The following is a 14,922-nucleotide window of genomic DNA, read 5'->3' on the forward strand; positions in this document are numbered from 1 at the left end:
ACCGCCCAGCAACGGCCTATCGCTTTGTCGCGGTGATCACCACGTACTCGGCGTCCCAGTGCGAGCGGCCTGCGACTCCCTGGTCCCAAGTGGCCACGAAATGCAGGAAATCCCGGTCCAGCTCGTCGACCCGGTCCGGTTGGTCGGCGTTGAACCGGTAGGCGGCGATGGTCGGACCGTAGTTGCGCTTCCAGTACTCGCGAAACTCGAGCGGATTCGAGCAGTGGTCCATCCGCACGGTCTGTCGCCGGAACGTGAGGTCGCTGACCCGGTCCCCGAACAACTCGCGGACGTGGCTCTCATCGCCCCACAACGGCGGCGGCTTGGCTCCCGGCGGAGGCGGCGGTGCATACGGCTTCATCGTGGCGAACAAGTTGCCGATGAACCCCTGTGGCGTCCAGTTGATCATCCCGATGGTCCCGCCGGGCCGCACGACACGGACGAGCTCGTCGGCGGTCACCTGGTGATGAGGTGCGAACATCGCACCAACGCAGGACATTACGACGTCAAAGCTGTTGTCGGCGAACGGTAGCGCCTCGGCGTCGGCCTCGATCCATTCCAGCTCGACATCGCGTTCGGCTGCGATGCGCCGCCCGACATCGAACAGTTCGGGGGTCAGATCGCTCGCCGTCACAACGGCTCCCGTCGAGGCGGCCGGAACCGCCGCATTGCCCGAGCCGGCGGCGACGTCGAGCACCCGCTGGCCCGCACGTACGCCGCACGCGCGAACAAGTTCGGCGCCGAGCGAGGGAATCAGCTCGGCCGCGACGGCGGGATAATCGCCCGACGCCCACAGCGCACGGTGCTTGGCTTTGAGCTCACGGTCGGCTCCGCCCGACTCGATGACGGCTATGCCTTGGTTTGTCATTTCCCGACCCTTCTGGCTTGTACCGCTCGGCGAGCGGTTCGGTGATGAATCCAACGGTGCCGGGGCTTGCTTTGACGATTGTTGGCGAATCGTGAAATCCGCTGGTGACGGGCGTCGGTTATGGCTCCATCCTGCACTCCTGGCGACCGCACGTACAGCCTGAACTGGCTGTTTCCAGCAACGACTCAGCTTGTCTCCAGCGCGGACGACACAGAGGCGCTCTCACTTCAACGGGTCCCCGGGCCGACAGCAGTTTCACACCTGCGATCAGCAGTACCGACCCAGTGCCGCACGCGCGCGGAGCACCGCCTCCACTCCACTCGGCGCTGCGACGAGCTCGGAGTCAGACTCCGTCTGCTCCGATGCCAATGGTGATGCTCTCCCCGCCTTGATCAGCGCGCGATGAAGCGCGAGGGCATCGTCAGCGGCACCCACCCGCTTGAGAAACCGAGTGGCATACCGCAGGTTGAGCCACTGTTGACTCCAATCCCCCACCCTGTCCCAATGATCCAGCACCGCGATGAGATCGTTTGCCGCAGTGGAAGGTTCCCCATGAACCGCCCGGGTCGCAGCCGCCTCCATCAGCGCGATGCCTTCCCACCAGAAGTTCTGTACAGACGACGCGAGCTCGGCCGCCTCGTCGAAAACAGTCAGCGCCCGATCCGGCTCCGACTTCTTGAGCACCAACCCGAGTGCGTACCGCGCCATCGAACGCGCCGTCGGATTGCCGGTTTCGTCGGAGACCCATACCGCCTCTTCTGCGGCGGCCAATCCCTTCTCCGGAGTGCGCAACGCGGATTGGCATATCGCGATGTAGAAGAGCGTCCACACCAGCCGAATCGGGTCGTCGTCGCGCCGCGCCTTTTTCATCTCCGTCTCGTAATGCGCCAGCGCGGTCTGCGGATCCCCCTCGTACAGAGCCACGTCCGCGAGGACGTCCCCCAGGTAGGCGACGCGCCCGTTTCCGCGGGCCGGATCGCGGCCGTCGGCGAGTGTGGCGAGTGCACGGACGCGGTCGTGATCGCCTTGGTTCCACGCACCACGCGCAGCGAATCCGAGGACGGCTGGGAACAGCGGGTGGTCCGGTTCGGCGACCCGCAGGAGACGCTCCGCCCAGCCTGACGCCTCGTAGCCCACACGCAGGTGGCCTAACTCAGACAATGAGCTGACCAACCGATACGCCAGGTCGACGTGGGAGTCGGTGATGGCATATTCGAACGCCACGCGCAGGTTGCCGAAGTCGGGCAATGTCCGCTCGACCCACGCCTGCTCGTCCGGACCGTGCATTCCCGCGGCGGTTCGCTCTGCCAGCGCCGTGTAGTACTGCGCGTGGCGCTCATGGCATCGGTCATCGCCACCGGCCGCCTCGAGGCGCTCGCGGCCGTAGGCGCGCAGTGTCTCCAGTACCCAGTACCGTGCGGTCGTCGCGCCTGCGCGCATGGTCACCATGGACTTGTCGACGAGACTGCTGAGCAGTTCGAGCGTGTCTTCCTCGGCATCGCGGTCCGCACCGCACACCCCATGTGCGGCTTCGAGATCGAACCCGCCCGCGAACACGGACAGTCGGGTGAACAGCGACTGCTCCCGTTCGGACAGCAGCCGATAGGACCAGTCGATGGTGGCGGCCAGGCTCTGTTGCCTTGGCGAGGCTCCGCGGGCGCCTCCACTGAGCAGGCGCAGCCCGTCCAACCGCCGGGCCAGGTCGAGGCTGCCCATCGACCTGATCCGCGCCGCGGCCAGTTCGATGGCGAGCGGAAGACCGTCGACCTGACGACAGATCTCGGCGACCGCACCCACGGGCTCGCGGTCGAGGTCGAAGTCGGGTCGGCCCGCCTTGGCTCGGTCGGCGAACAACGCGGTCGCATCGGCAAGTTCCATCGGGGGCACCGCGACGATTCGCTCGCCCTCGACCCCAAGCGACTCGCGACTCGTCGCGAGCACCGAAACCCTCGGACAGTTCTTCACGATGCGATCGACGACGTGCGCCGCGGCATCGAGCACATGTTCGCAGTTGTCCACGACCAACAAAAGCTCACGCGTGCACAAGTATTCGATGATCGTCGACTCGATATCGAGGCCCTGCCGTTGCTGCAACCGCAACGCCGCGGCGAGGGCGAAGCCGACTGCGGCGGCGTCCTCGACCGGCGCCAGTTCGCACAGCCACACGCCATCACGAAAGCGATCCCGTTCACCGGCGGCCGCCTCCAGTGCCAGCCTGGTCTTGCCGACACCGCCGACTCCGGTGAGCGTGACCAACGGGCCGTCGCGCAGCGCTTCGGACACCATCGACAGCTCCTGCTGACGACCGATGAAGCTCGTCGCGCGCCGGGGCAGCACCACCTGGGACACCGACGGCGCAGAAGGCGTTTCCGGCGGCCTGACCTGGTCGCCCTCGAGGAGCTGCTCGTGTACAGCGCGCAACGACGCACTCGGGTCGACGCCGAGTTCCTCGACGAGCCGGTCACGCATCTGCCGGTAGGTATCGAGAGCCTCGGCCTGGCGGCCGCTGCGGTAGAGGGCCAACATCAACTGTCCCGCCAGGCGTTCGTCGAGCGGATTGGCGTGCACCGCGGCGGTGAGGTCGGCCAGCAGCTCGCTATGTCGGCCTGCCTGCAGCGCGGCGTCGTTGCGGTCCAGAACAACCGAAAGTCGTTCCAGCTCAAGGGAACGCCGGTGATCGTTGATCCATGGGGTGTCGAGCGTCGCGAACGGGTCACCGCGCCAAAGCCCGAGCGCATGCTCGAAAAGATCGGTCGCCGCGGCCGGTGAGCTTGCCGCCCGCGCTTCAGCCACCAGCCCGCGGTACCGATGAACGTCGACGGTGGTGGGGTCAGCCTTCAGCACATAGCCGCCCGGTCCCCGAACGATCTCCACCTCGTCGGTCACCGAGAGCGCGGTCCGTAGCCGGGAAAGATAGCCCGCGATGGCGTTTCGCGCGCGGTGCGGAGGCTCGTCTGCCCACACCCGATCGATGAGTCGTTCGGCGGACACCGCGTGATTCACATCGATCAGCAGAGCGACGAGCACGCATCGCTGCCGCGCGTGCCCCACATCGATTCGGGTCCCGTCGACCAGAACTTCGACATCACCGAGTAACCGGAATTGCACTGCCATCCCGTACAGGATTCACCAGACCGACAGACGCGTCCGGCAATTCGCTGTTAATGGGGTCACAGACCGAGCTGTCGGTCAGTCCAGGAATCCGTGCAGCAGCGTGGCCGAACCTTCGACGTGCGCCCGCATCGCGGACGCCGCACCCTCACAGTCGCCCGCGAGGATCGCCATCACGATCGCCTCGTGCTGTTCGTCGGAGTGCGCGATGTTGCGCGGCAGCAACGGGATCTGGTCCAGCAAGCCGTTGAGCCGCATCCGGTTCTCGGCGACGAGCGGCACGAGCGACGGCGACCCGGCCGCCTCGGCGATCGCCAGATGCAGTCGCGAATCCAGCCTCCGGTAGTCATCGGGTGCTGCACCGCGGACGTCGGACAGCCGCGCCCACAACTCCTCCCGCTCCGCGGCGGTCAGTGTGCGGTTGGCGGCCATCCGCGCGGCACCGACCTCCAGGATCTCGCGCAGCCGCAGCGCATCGTCGATCTCTGCGCGGGTTACTCCGTCGGTGCCGCCGGTCTGCCGGGGCAGTTCGTCGGCAAGGAACGTGCCGCCGTAGCGTCCTCGCCGGGACAGCAGATATCCCGCGTCGGCCAACGACTTGATGGCCTCGCGTACGGTGTCGCGGCTGACTCCGAGCCGAGCGGCGAGTTCCCGCTCAGGCGGCAGCGACTCCCCGGGCCGCAGTACCCCGAGCCGGATGGTCTGCAGCAGACGCCCCACGGTGTCCTCGAACGCATTGCCCGGCCGCACCGGGCGCAGCAGTGCCTCGCTGGCCAGTGGTACGTCGGGATCCGCGGTCATGGTCTAGGGCACGGATCAGAGTGGGGTCACATAGTGGCCGCTTATGCCACCGTCGACGAGGAACGACGAGGCAGTGATGAACGACGCGTCGTCGCTGGCCAAAAATGCCACCGCGGCGGCGAGTTCCTCCGGTTCAGCGAACCGTCCGACCGGAACGTGCACCAGCCGTCGCGCCGCCCGCTCCGGGTCCTTGGCGAACAGTTCCTGCAGCAGTGGCGTGTTCACTGGCCCCGGGCACAGCGCGTTCACCCTGATGCCCTGCCGTGCGTACTGCACCCCCAGCTCGCGGGACATGGCCAACACGCCACCTTTTGACGCGGTGTAGGAGATCTGCGATGTCGCCGAACCCATCACCGCCACGAACGACGCGGTGTTGATGATCGACCCCTTCTGGTTCGGGACCATGTGCCGCAGTGCCGCCTTGCAGCACAGGAACACCGACTTCAGGTTCACGTCCTGCACCCGCTGCCACGCGTCGAGGCCGGTGTCCTCGATCAGGTCGTCCTCGGGCGGCGAGATACCCGCGTTGTTGAACGCGATATCGACCGACCCGTGCGTCTTCGCGGCGGTGTCGAACAACGTATCCACAGCCACTTCGTCCGAGACATCCACCGGCACAAAGGTTCCGCCGAGTTCATCGGCGACCTCTTTGCCTGCGATCGGATCGATGTCACCGATGACGACGGTCGCGCCCTCGGCCTGCATGCGTCGTGCGGATGCCAGCCCGATTCCGCTCGCACCGCCGGTGATGACGGCCACCTTGCCGGCCAACCGCTGAGTCAGATCCATCTAGAGGGCCTCCTGGACTGCGAAGAATACGTTCTTGGTTTCGGTGAAGGACAGCGGCGCGTCCGGCCCGAGCTCGCGGCCGAGACCGGACTGTTTGAATCCGCCGAACGGGGTGTTGTATCGCACCGACGAGTGCGAATTGACCGACAAGTTACCGGATTCCACCGCGCGTGACACCCGCAGCGCCCGGGAGAGATTGTCCGTCCAGATCGACCCCGACAACCCGTACGGGGTGTCGTTCGCGAGAGCGATGGCATCGGCCTCATCGTCGAACGGCAGCACCACCACGACCGGTCCGAAGATCTCCTCGCGGACGGTGCGGTCGTCACGCTGCGGCGTCAGCACGGTGGGCGGGAACCAATACCCGGGTCCCGAAGGCGCGTCACCCCGGAACGCGACGGGCGCGTCATCGGGCACGAAGGAGGCGACGGTGTTCCAGTGGGCCTTCGACACCAGCGGACCCATCTCGGTGTCCGTCGAGCGTGGATCGCCGACGACGACACCCTTGACCGCCGGCTCCAGCAGCTCCATGAACCGGTCGTATACATTGCGCTGCACCAGGATTCGACTACGCGCGCAGCAGTCCTGGCCGGCATTGTCGAACACCCCGTACGGCGCGGTCGCGGCCGCCTGCTCCAGATCGCAGTCGTCGAACACGATGTTTGCGCTCTTGCCGCCCAGTTCCAGCGTGACGCGCTTGACCTGGGTCGCGGCACCGGCCATCACCCGCGTGCCGACCTCGGTCGAGCCGGTGAACACGATCTTGCGCACATCGGGATGGGTGACGAATCGTTCGCCGACAACCGAACCCTTGCCGGGCAGCACCTGGAAGAGATCAGCGGGCAGCCCCGCGTCGATTGCGAGTTCGCCCAACCGGATCGTCGTCAGCGGGGTCCATTCGGCGGGCTTGATCAGCACGGCGTTCCCGGCGGCCAGGGCGGGCGCGAAACCCCATGACGCGATGGTCATCGGAAAATTCCACGGCGTGATGACGCCGACGACGCCGAGCGGTTCGTTGAACGTGACGTCCAGCCCACCCGCGACGGGAATCTGCTTGCCCGACAGTCGCTCCGGGGTCGCCGAATAGAACTGAAGGACGTCACGGACGTGCCCGGCCTCCCACTTGGCGTTGCCGATCGGGTGCCCGGAGTTGGCGACCTCCAGCTCAGCCAACTCGTCGACGTGGGCGTCCACCGCCGCGGCGAAGGCTCGCAGCGCCGCTGCTCGCTCGGCCGGCGCCAACCGCGCCCACTGCCTCTGTGCCGATTTGGCGCGTGCGACAGCGTCGTCGACGCCCGCCTCATCGGTCTGCTCCACCGTGCGCAGCAGGTCCTCGGTCGCGGGGTTGATGACGTCGGAGGTGCTCAAGCGCCCACCCTTTCGTTCGCATAGGCCGCTGCGGCCTCGACGGCCGCCGCGAACAGCCTGAGGTCGTCCAGCCGTTCTTCGGGATGCCACTGGACAGCCACGACAAAGTTGTGGCCAGGCATTTCCACCGCCTCGATCACGTCGTCGCTGTCCTGCGCGCTGACGATCAACCCGTGGCCCAGCGTGTCGATGGCTTGATGGTGGTAGCACTGCGCGTCCGACGACTCGCCGATGATCGCGGCCAGTCGCGTGCCGGCGATCGTGCGCACCGACGATGTGGAGAACACTGCGTTGCCCTGCTGATGGCGGGTGTGGCCGAGGACGTCGGGCAGGTGCTGATGCAACGTGCCGCCGAGCGCGACGTTGAGCACCTGGGCGCCACGGCAGATGCCCAGTACCGGCATGCCGCGCTGAATCGCACCGCGTACCAACGCGAATTCGAAGGCGTCGCGCATGCGGTTGTCTTCGACCGGCTCGTCGGTGGCGGGATGCCGGTCCTGGCCGTAGCTGGCGGGTCCCACGTCCCGTCCGCCGGTGATGATCAGCCCGTCGAGCCCGTCGAGCACCGTGTCGGCGATGTCGGCGTCGACCGGCTGCGGCGGCAACAGCACCGAGATGCCCCCGGCGAGGCCGACACCCTCGAAGTAGATCGCGGGCAGGAAGCTGGCCCGAACGTCCCACACGCCGGTCTGCGCCTGCTGCAGGTAGGTGGTCAACCCGAGAACGGGCCGCACCTTGTTTCCGCGAGCTGGGCCCCCGCGTGAGCTGGGGAACGCGGAGTCCCCCTTTTTGGCCCAACTCGGCGCGGAACTAGAGCCGCTCAAAGCCCCGCACCCTTTCCCAATCCGTGACCGCGGCGTTGAACGCGGTCAGCTCGACGCGGGCGTTGTTGAGGTAGTGCTCGACGACGTCGTCGCCGAACGCCGCGCGTGCCACCTCGGACTTCTCGAACAGCCCCGCGGCCTCGGAGAGCGTCGTCGGAAGCCGTTCTGCGCCACTGGTATACGCGTTGCCCTCCATCGGGTCGGGCAACTCGAGTTCACGTTCGATGCCGTAGAGACCACCGGCGATCAGGGCCGACACCGCGAGGTACTGATTGACGTCTCCGCCAGGTGCGCGGTTCTCCATCCTCATCCCGTGGCCGTGCCCGACCACCCGCAGTGCACAGGTCCGGTTATCAAGACCCCACGCGATCGCGGTCGGCGCGAAACTGCCGTCGACGAATCGCTTGTAGGAGTTGATGTTCGGCGCGTAGAACAGCGAGAGTTCCCTCAGCGTCGCGAGCTGGCCGGCGATGAAGCTGCGGAACATCGGCGACATACCCAGCGGATCGGAGTCGTCGGCGAACACGGCGGAGCCGTCCTCACCGCGGAACGAGATGTGGATATGGCAGCTGTTGCCTTCGCGCTCATCGAATTTCGCCATGAACGTCAGGCTCTTGCCGTGCTGATCGGCGATCTCCTTGGCACCGTTCTTGTAGATCGTGTGGTTGTCGCAGGTGACCCGCGCATGGTCGTAGCGGAAGGCGATCTCCTGCTGACCGAGGTTGCACTCCCCCTTGACGCCTTCGCAGTACATGCCCGCACCCGCCATGCCCAGCCGGATGTCGCGCAGCAACGGCTCCATCCGCGTCGAGGCCAGCATCGCGTAGTCGACGTTGTAGTCCGTCGCCGGAGTCAGCCCGCGGTATCCCTTCGCCCAGGCGTCGCGGTAACCGTCGTCGAACACCATGAATTCCAGTTCGGTGCCCACGTAAGGCACGAGTCCCTTTTCGGCCAGCAGGTCGATCTGCCGGTTGAGGATGCTGCGCGGTGCCTGGGTGACCGGGTTTCCGTCGGTCCACGACAGATCGGCCATCACCAACGCGGTGCCCGGCAGCCACGGCAGCAGCCGAAGGGTCGAGAAGTCGGGCGTCATCACCATGTCGCCGTAGCCGGTCTCCCAGCTCGAGATCGCATAGCCGTCGACGGTGTTCATGTCGACGTCGACGGCCAGCAGGTAGTTGCAGCACTCGGCACCGTGCTCGGCGACATCCTCGACGAAGAGCCGGGCCGAGACCCGCTTACCGGTGAGCCGGCCCTGCATATCGCAGAACGCGACGATCACGGTGTCGATGTCGCCCGCGGCCACCAGCCCTCCGAGGTCGGCCTGCGACAAGATGCCTTTAGAGAAGCCCTTGGAGAGGCCCGGAGCGGCGCTCATTCTCAGCGACCCTGCCCTTCGTCAATGTTCAAGTGCGTTCGAGACCCTCGGTGGTCGAAACGACGGGGACGACGAGTAGTCAACCATTGAATTTGCCCCACCCTGGTGATCATCCCGGTCTTTTCCATAATTGTCGCGCCCAAAGGTAGGACGCCAGACCTTTGGCAGTCTATTCTCCGTATGCCCCCCAACCGCTAGAAGGAGCACCCCGCATGGCCGACGAAAAGATGAAGAGCTCGGGCGGCGTCACCTACAGCCAGGCAGGCGAGGGCTACTTCGAGAAGCGGCAGCTCAAACGGACCGCCGGCTTCTGGGGCCTATGGGGCATCGGCATCGCGGCCGTCATCTCCGGCGACTTCTCCGGCTGGAACTTCGGCATCGGCGCGGCCGGCTGGGGCGGCTTGGCGATCGCCTCGATCCTCATCGTGATCATGTACTTCGGCATGTTGTTCTCGATCGGCGAGATGTCGGCGGCCATGCCGCACACGGGCGGCGCGTACTCGTTCGCGCGCGCGGCGATGGGGCCGTGGGGCGGGTTCGTCACCGGCTTCGCCGAGACGATCGAGTACGTGTTCACCACCGCCGTGGTCGTCTTCTTCTCGGCGGCCTACGCCAACGCCGTCACCACCGACCTGTTCAACCTGTCCCTGCCGATGTGGTTGTGGTGGATCATCCTCTACGCGATTTTCGTGGGGCTGAACTCGTGGGGTGCGGAGATCTCGTTCAAGTTCGCGCTGGTCGTGGCGATCATCTCCATCGGCATCCTGGTCCTGTTCGGTGTCCTCGCGATCGCCAACGGCGCAGTCGACTTCAGCAAGCTGTTCGACATCGCGCCCGATCCGGCGGCGGCGGGTTCGTCGACGTTCCTTCCGTTCGGCTGGGTCGCGATCCTTTACGCGCTGCCCTTCGCCATGTGGTTCTTCCTCGGCATCGAGGAGCTCCCCCTGGCGGCCGAGGAAGCCCATGATCCCGCGCGTGACATTCCGCGGGCGGGTCTCTGGGGTCTGGTTTCCCTCGTCGGCTGCGGCGCGATCGTGTTCTTCCTGAATCCCGCGGTCACCGGATCAGAGGCGCTGGGTGGGTCCGACGAACCGTTGCTCGACGGCTTCCGGGCATTCCTGCCCGCCAACCTGGCCGCGGTGCTCTCGGCGTTCGCTTTGATCGGCCTGCTCGCCAGCCTGCAGGGCATCATGTACGCCTACGGCCGCAACATGTACTCGCTCAGCCGTGCCGGCTACTACCCGAAGACGTTGTCGCTGACCGGGTCCCGTCAGACGCCGTACGTGGCACTGCTGGCGGGTGCGGTGATCGGGTACGTCGCACTCCTCATCGTCAACTACAACGAGGGTGCGGGCGCAGTCGTCCTCAACATCGCCGTCTGGGGCGCGGTCCTGGCCTACGGCCTGCAGATGATCTCGTTCGTGCTGCTGCGCCGCAAGTTCCCCAATGCGAAGCGCCCGTGGGTGAGCCCCACCGGCAACTGGGGCGCGATCGTGGCACTCGTGATCGCGACGATCACGTTCATCGGCGTGCTCGTCAATCCGGACTACCGGCCCGCGGTCATCGCAATCGTGATCTTCTACGTGTTCGGCCTGCTGGTGTTCGGGTTCTACGGCAGGCATCGCCTGGTGCTCTCGCCCGAAGAGGAGTACGCGGTGACCGGCGGCCTGCACGGATACGACCCCGCGGCCGAGGGGCTCGGCGGCACCATCGAGGACGAAATCCTCAAGGGGCATACCGAGTAGGAGCCGCGCCCAACAACCGCTAGGCCGCAGGTCGGCGGCCGCAATTGACCCATGTCACACCCGCCCCAGGTTTCGACACGGGCACCGCGGGTAATGTCGTTGGCGTGTGCGGAGCCGCCGGAGAGGTGCGTCTCGACGACCAAAAACCTGATGTCACCGCGGTGTCGGCGATGGCGGAGGCCATGTCCCCCCGAGGTCCCGACGGTGCCGGTGTGTGGTCACAGGGCAGGGTCGCGCTAGGCCATCGTCGCCTCAAGATCATCGACCTGACCGAAGCCGGGGCCCAGCCCATGGTCGACTCGGAACTCGGGCTGTCCATCGCCTGGAACGGCTGCATCTACAACTACAAGGAACTGCGCCAGGACCTGGTCGACCGCGGTTACCGCTTCTTCTCGACCAGCGACACCGAGGTGCTGCTCAAGGCCTACCACCAGTGGGGCGACCGGTTCGTCGACCACCTCCAGGGCATGTTCGCCTTCGCGATCGTCGAGCGCGACAGCGGCCGGGTGCTGCTCGGCCGCGACAGGCTGGGCATCAAGCCGCTGTATCTCACCGAGAACTCCGCGCGTATCCGGTTCGCGTCCTCGCTTCCCGCACTGCTCGCCGGTGGTGGCGTCGACACCCGCATCGACCCCATCGCGCTGAGCCATTACCTGTCCTTCCACTCCGTCGTCCCGCCGCCGCGCACGATCCTGCGCGGCGTGACGAAGGTGCCGCCCGCATCGATCATCGCGATCGAGCCCGACGGTCGCAGAACCACCACGACCTATTGGGAACCGGACTTCCGGCGGCGGCCCGACACCGCCGACTGGTCCGAACGCGACTGGGAGGACGCCGTTCTCGAGGCGCTGCGCCTGGCCGTCAAGCGGCGACTGGTCGCCGACGTGCCGGTGGGCTGCCTGCTTTCGGGTGGCGTCGACTCCAGCCTCATCGTCGGGTTGCTCGCGGAGGCGGGCCAGACCGGGCTGTCGACGTTCTCGATCGGCTTCGAATCCGTCGGCGACGTCAAGGGCGACGAGTTCAAGTACTCCGACATCGTCGCCGAGCGTTTTGGCACCGACCACCACCAGATCCGGATCGACACCGATCGGATGCTGCCCGCCCTCGACGGCGCAATCGGCGCCATGAGCGAGCCGATGGTCAGCCACGACTGCGTCGCCTTCTATCTGCTCAGCCAGGAAGTGGCAAAGCACGTCAAGGTGGTGCAGTCCGGCCAGGGCGCCGACGAGGTGTTCGCGGGTTACCACTGGTATCCGCCGATGGCCGACGCGACCTCCCTGGACGACGCGGTGGCCAAATACCGCACCGCGTTCTTCGACCGCGACAAGAACGGCATCGCCGAGTTCGTCACCCCGGACTACCTCGCCGAGGGCGATCCGTCCGCGGAGTTCGTCACCGAGCGCTTCGCGCGCCCAGGCGCCGAGACCGGCATCGACCGCGCCCTGCGCCTCGACACCACCGTCATGCTGGTCGACGATCCGGTCAAGCGCGTCGACAACATGACGATGGCCTGGGGCCTTGAGGGCCGCGTCCCGTTCCTCGACCACGAGCTCGTCGAGCTGGCGGCCACCTGCCCGCCCGAGCTGAAGATTGCGCACGACGGCAAGGGTGTGCTCAAACAGGCTGCCAGGAGGGTGATTCCGGCCGCGGTCATCGATCGGCCAAAGGGGTACTTCCCCGTCCCCGCCCTCACTCACCTGGAAGGGCCCTACCTGGACATGGTCCGCGACGCGCTGTACGCACCGGCCGCCAAGGAGCGCGGCCTGTTCCGGCCGGAGGCCGTCGACCGGCTATTGGCCGACCCGAACGGACGGCTGACCCCGCTGCGTGGCAATGAGCTCTGGCAGCTCGCGCTGCTCGAGCTGTGGCTGCAGCGACACGGCATCAACGGGTCGGCGGCGTGACCGCGTTGGGACCCGATCACACCGAGGCGATCACGCTCGGTCTGCACGACGCGTCACCGCAACACCTGGTCGACGCCATGGCCGACGACGTGGTCATCGAAATGGGTTGGGGCCGACTGATATTCGGGCAGACCTTCGCGGATCCGGCCAAGCTCGCCGAGGTCCTGCGCCACGAAGGGCCCGGTCGCCGGGACATCTGCATCTACGCCCGCGAGCCGCACGTCCTCGTCTCGATGGCGCCCGCCGAGTTGTTCATCGACCCCAGCCACACCTACCGGCTGAGGTTCTCCGACGACGACGCATCGTCCCCGGCCCCCACCGGATTCACCGTTCGCTCCCTCGAACGGGCCGAAGAGGCCGAGGAGATCAACCGGGTCTACATGCGCTGCGGCATGGTGCCGGCACCCGTGGAGGTGCTGTGGGAAAACAGCGAACAACGCGACGCGCTCGACTATCTGGTGGCCGTGCGTGACGATGACGGCTCGCTGGTGGGCACCGTGACCGGCGTCGATCACAAGCGGTTGTTCGATGACCCCGAGAACGGTTCGAGCCTGTGGACGCTGGCCGTCGACCCGACCACCAGCCTGCCCGGCGTCGGCGCTGCGCTCACCCGTGCGCTCGCGAGCCTCTACCGCGAACGCGGCCGGGCCTACATGGATCTGTCGGTGGCCCACGACAACTCCGCCGCGATCGGACTGTACGAGAAGCTGGGCTTCGAGCGGGTCCCGGTGATGGCCGTCAAGCGCAAGAACGCCATCAACGAACCGTTGTTCACCCATCCGCCCGAGACCGTCGACGATCTGAACCCGTACGCGCGGATCATCGCCGATGAGGCGATGCGCCGAGGGATCTGGGTCGAGATCCTCGACGCCGAGGCAGGCGAGATGCGGCTGTCCCACGGCGGGCGCAGCGTCATCACCCGAGAGTCGTTGTCGGAGTACACCTCTGCGGTGGCCATGGCGCGATGCGATGACAAGCGGCTGACGCGGCGGCTGGTGGCGGAGGCGGGCATCCAGGTGCCGAAGGGTCGGCTCGCCACCTTCGACGAGCACGACCACGCCTTCCTCGAAGAGGTCGGCGACGTCGTGGTCAAGCCCACCCGCGGCGAACAGGGCAAGGGCATCACCGTCGGCGTCGACGGCCCCGAGGAACTGGACGCCGCACTGCGCCGGGCCCGTGAAGAGCACCCCGCGGTGCTGATCGAGCAGCGTGCTCCCGGCGACGACCTGCGCCTCGTGGTGATCGACGGCAAGGTGGTGGCCGCCGCCATCCGCCGGCCGGCCGAGATCCTCGGCACCGGCCACCACACGATCCGCGAACTGATCGAAACGCAGAGCAGGCGCAGGGCGGCCGCCACCGGCGGCGAGTCCCGCATCCCGATCGATGACGTGACCGAGGCGACGGTCGCCGAGGCCGGGTATTCCTTCGACGACGTGCTCCCCGAAGGCGAGAGCTTGCGGGTGCGCCGGACGGCGAACCTGCATCAGGGCGGCACCATCCACGATGTGACGGCGACAGTGAACCCGCACCTGTGCGAGGTCGCGGTCCGCGCCGCCGAAGCCATCGGCATCCCCGTGACGGGCATCGACCTGTTGGTGCCCGACGTCACCGCGCCGGAGTACGTCTTCATCGAGGCCAACGAACGCCCCGGGCTGGCCAATCACGAGCCACAGCCCACCGCAAAGGCTTTCGTCGACTACCTCTTCCCGGGCAGCCCGGCGCTGCCGCAGGCATGGACGCCCGACGAGGCGCCCGTCCACTAGCTGGCTGTAGGTCGAGTCAAGTGTTTCAGCGGCCATAGGGGGTCTACGTCCCGTGCGGGGGCGTTTGGATGTTGTAGCAGTTGGCGTGCGTGTGTTGAGGGGCGGGAGCCTGGCGTCCAACTAGCTGGCTGTAGGTCGAGTCAAGTGTTTCAGCGGCCATAGGGGGTCTACGTCCCGTGCGGGGGCGTTTGGATGTTGTAGCAGTTGGCGTGCGTGTGTTGAGGGGCGGGAGCCTGGCGTCCACGCTGATGTATGCGACCTCATGAGATGGGTCATCTGGCGTCGTTCGGACTGCCGTGGAGGCGAAGGGTCGGGTGCCAAGCTAGTTACGGCGTAATCCGCGGTGGATCCGCCATAGCGCTAACGGCATC

Annotated in this window: 10 protein-coding genes; 3 read left to right on the top strand and 7 right to left on the bottom strand. The window is 66.7% G+C overall.

The window, feature by feature from the left end; translation table 11 throughout:
- Positions 1–16: 16 nt before the first annotated feature.
- From H7J93_RS11580 to H7J93_RS11610, 7 genes are all read right to left on the bottom strand, one after another.
- A complete protein-coding gene (locus H7J93_RS11580; RefSeq protein ID WP_267306427.1) occupies positions 17–868 on the bottom strand; it encodes a class I SAM-dependent methyltransferase in 852 nt (283 codons plus the stop codon).
- A 267-nt stretch (positions 869–1,135) separates the two neighbouring features.
- Positions 1,136–3,982 (bottom strand): AfsR/SARP family transcriptional regulator, encoded by a 2,847-nt coding sequence (locus tag H7J93_RS11585; RefSeq protein WP_267306428.1) that lies wholly within the window; start codon positions 3,980–3,982, stop codon positions 1,136–1,138.
- Between the two features lie 75 nt (positions 3,983–4,057).
- On the bottom strand, positions 4,058–4,780 hold the full coding sequence (locus H7J93_RS11590; RefSeq protein WP_267306429.1) for a FadR/GntR family transcriptional regulator: 723 nt from the start codon (positions 4,778–4,780) through the stop codon (positions 4,058–4,060).
- A 15-nt stretch (positions 4,781–4,795) separates the two neighbouring features.
- The gene (locus H7J93_RS11595) at positions 4,796–5,569 is read right to left on the bottom strand and encodes a 3-oxoacyl-ACP reductase (RefSeq protein ID WP_267306430.1); all 774 of its coding nucleotides are present in this window, start codon (positions 5,567–5,569) and stop codon (positions 4,796–4,798) included.
- Positions 5,570–6,937, bottom strand: coding sequence for an aldehyde dehydrogenase family protein (locus H7J93_RS11600; RefSeq protein WP_267306431.1), 1,368 nt, complete (start codon positions 6,935–6,937; stop codon positions 5,570–5,572).
- Positions 6,934–7,671, bottom strand: a complete 738-nt coding sequence (locus H7J93_RS11605) for a gamma-glutamyl-gamma-aminobutyrate hydrolase family protein (RefSeq protein ID WP_267306432.1) — start codon at positions 7,669–7,671, stop codon at positions 6,934–6,936. Before H7J93_RS11605 ends, H7J93_RS11600 begins: the two co-directional genes overlap by 4 nt.
- A gap of 76 nt (positions 7,672–7,747) precedes the next feature.
- Entirely contained in the window at positions 7,748–9,139 is a 1,392-nt protein-coding gene (locus H7J93_RS11610) for a glutamine synthetase family protein (RefSeq protein ID WP_267306433.1), read from the bottom strand.
- 212 nt (positions 9,140–9,351) lie between these two features.
- Here H7J93_RS11610 and H7J93_RS11615 point away from each other — a divergent pair, with 212 nt between their 5' ends.
- From H7J93_RS11615 to ngg, 3 genes are all read left to right on the top strand, one after another.
- Complete coding sequence (locus H7J93_RS11615) at positions 9,352–10,884, top strand: amino acid permease (RefSeq protein WP_267306434.1); 1,533 nt, start codon at positions 9,352–9,354, stop codon at positions 10,882–10,884.
- Between the two features lie 104 nt (positions 10,885–10,988).
- The gene (locus tag H7J93_RS11620) at positions 10,989–12,788 is read left to right on the top strand and encodes an N-acetylglutaminylglutamine amidotransferase (protein WP_267306435.1); all 1,800 of its coding nucleotides are present in this window, start codon (positions 10,989–10,991) and stop codon (positions 12,786–12,788) included.
- The gene (ngg, locus tag H7J93_RS11625; protein WP_267306436.1) at positions 12,785–14,551 is read left to right on the top strand and encodes an N-acetylglutaminylglutamine synthetase; all 1,767 of its coding nucleotides are present in this window, start codon (positions 12,785–12,787) and stop codon (positions 14,549–14,551) included. Before H7J93_RS11620 ends, ngg begins: the two co-directional genes overlap by 4 nt.
- The last annotated feature ends 371 nt before the right edge of the window (positions 14,552–14,922 follow it).

Origin of the sequence: Mycobacterium barrassiae, from assembly GCF_025822765.1 — a bacterium.
GTDB lineage: Bacteria > Actinomycetota > Actinomycetes > Mycobacteriales > Mycobacteriaceae > Mycobacterium > Mycobacterium barrassiae.

Bases quoted from the DNA above. Each gene is read 5' to 3' on its own strand.
- H7J93_RS11585 (WP_267306428.1), bottom strand. From the start codon at position 3,982: ATGGCAGTGCAATTCCGGTTACTCGGTGATGTCGAAGTTCTGGTCGAC.
- H7J93_RS11595 (WP_267306430.1), bottom strand. From the start codon at position 5,569: ATGGATCTGACTCAGCGGTTGGCCGGCAAGGTGGCCGTCATCACCGGC.
- H7J93_RS11610 (WP_267306433.1), bottom strand. From the start codon at position 9,139: ATGAGCGCCGCTCCGGGCCTCTCCAAGGGCTTCTCTAAAGGCATCTTG.
- H7J93_RS11590 (WP_267306429.1), bottom strand. From the start codon at position 4,780: ATGACCGCGGATCCCGACGTACCACTGGCCAGCGAGGCACTGCTGCGC.
- H7J93_RS11580 (WP_267306427.1), bottom strand. From the start codon at position 868: ATGACAAACCAAGGCATAGCCGTCATCGAGTCGGGCGGAGCCGACCGT.
- H7J93_RS11615 (WP_267306434.1), top strand. From the start codon at position 9,352: ATGGCCGACGAAAAGATGAAGAGCTCGGGCGGCGTCACCTACAGCCAG.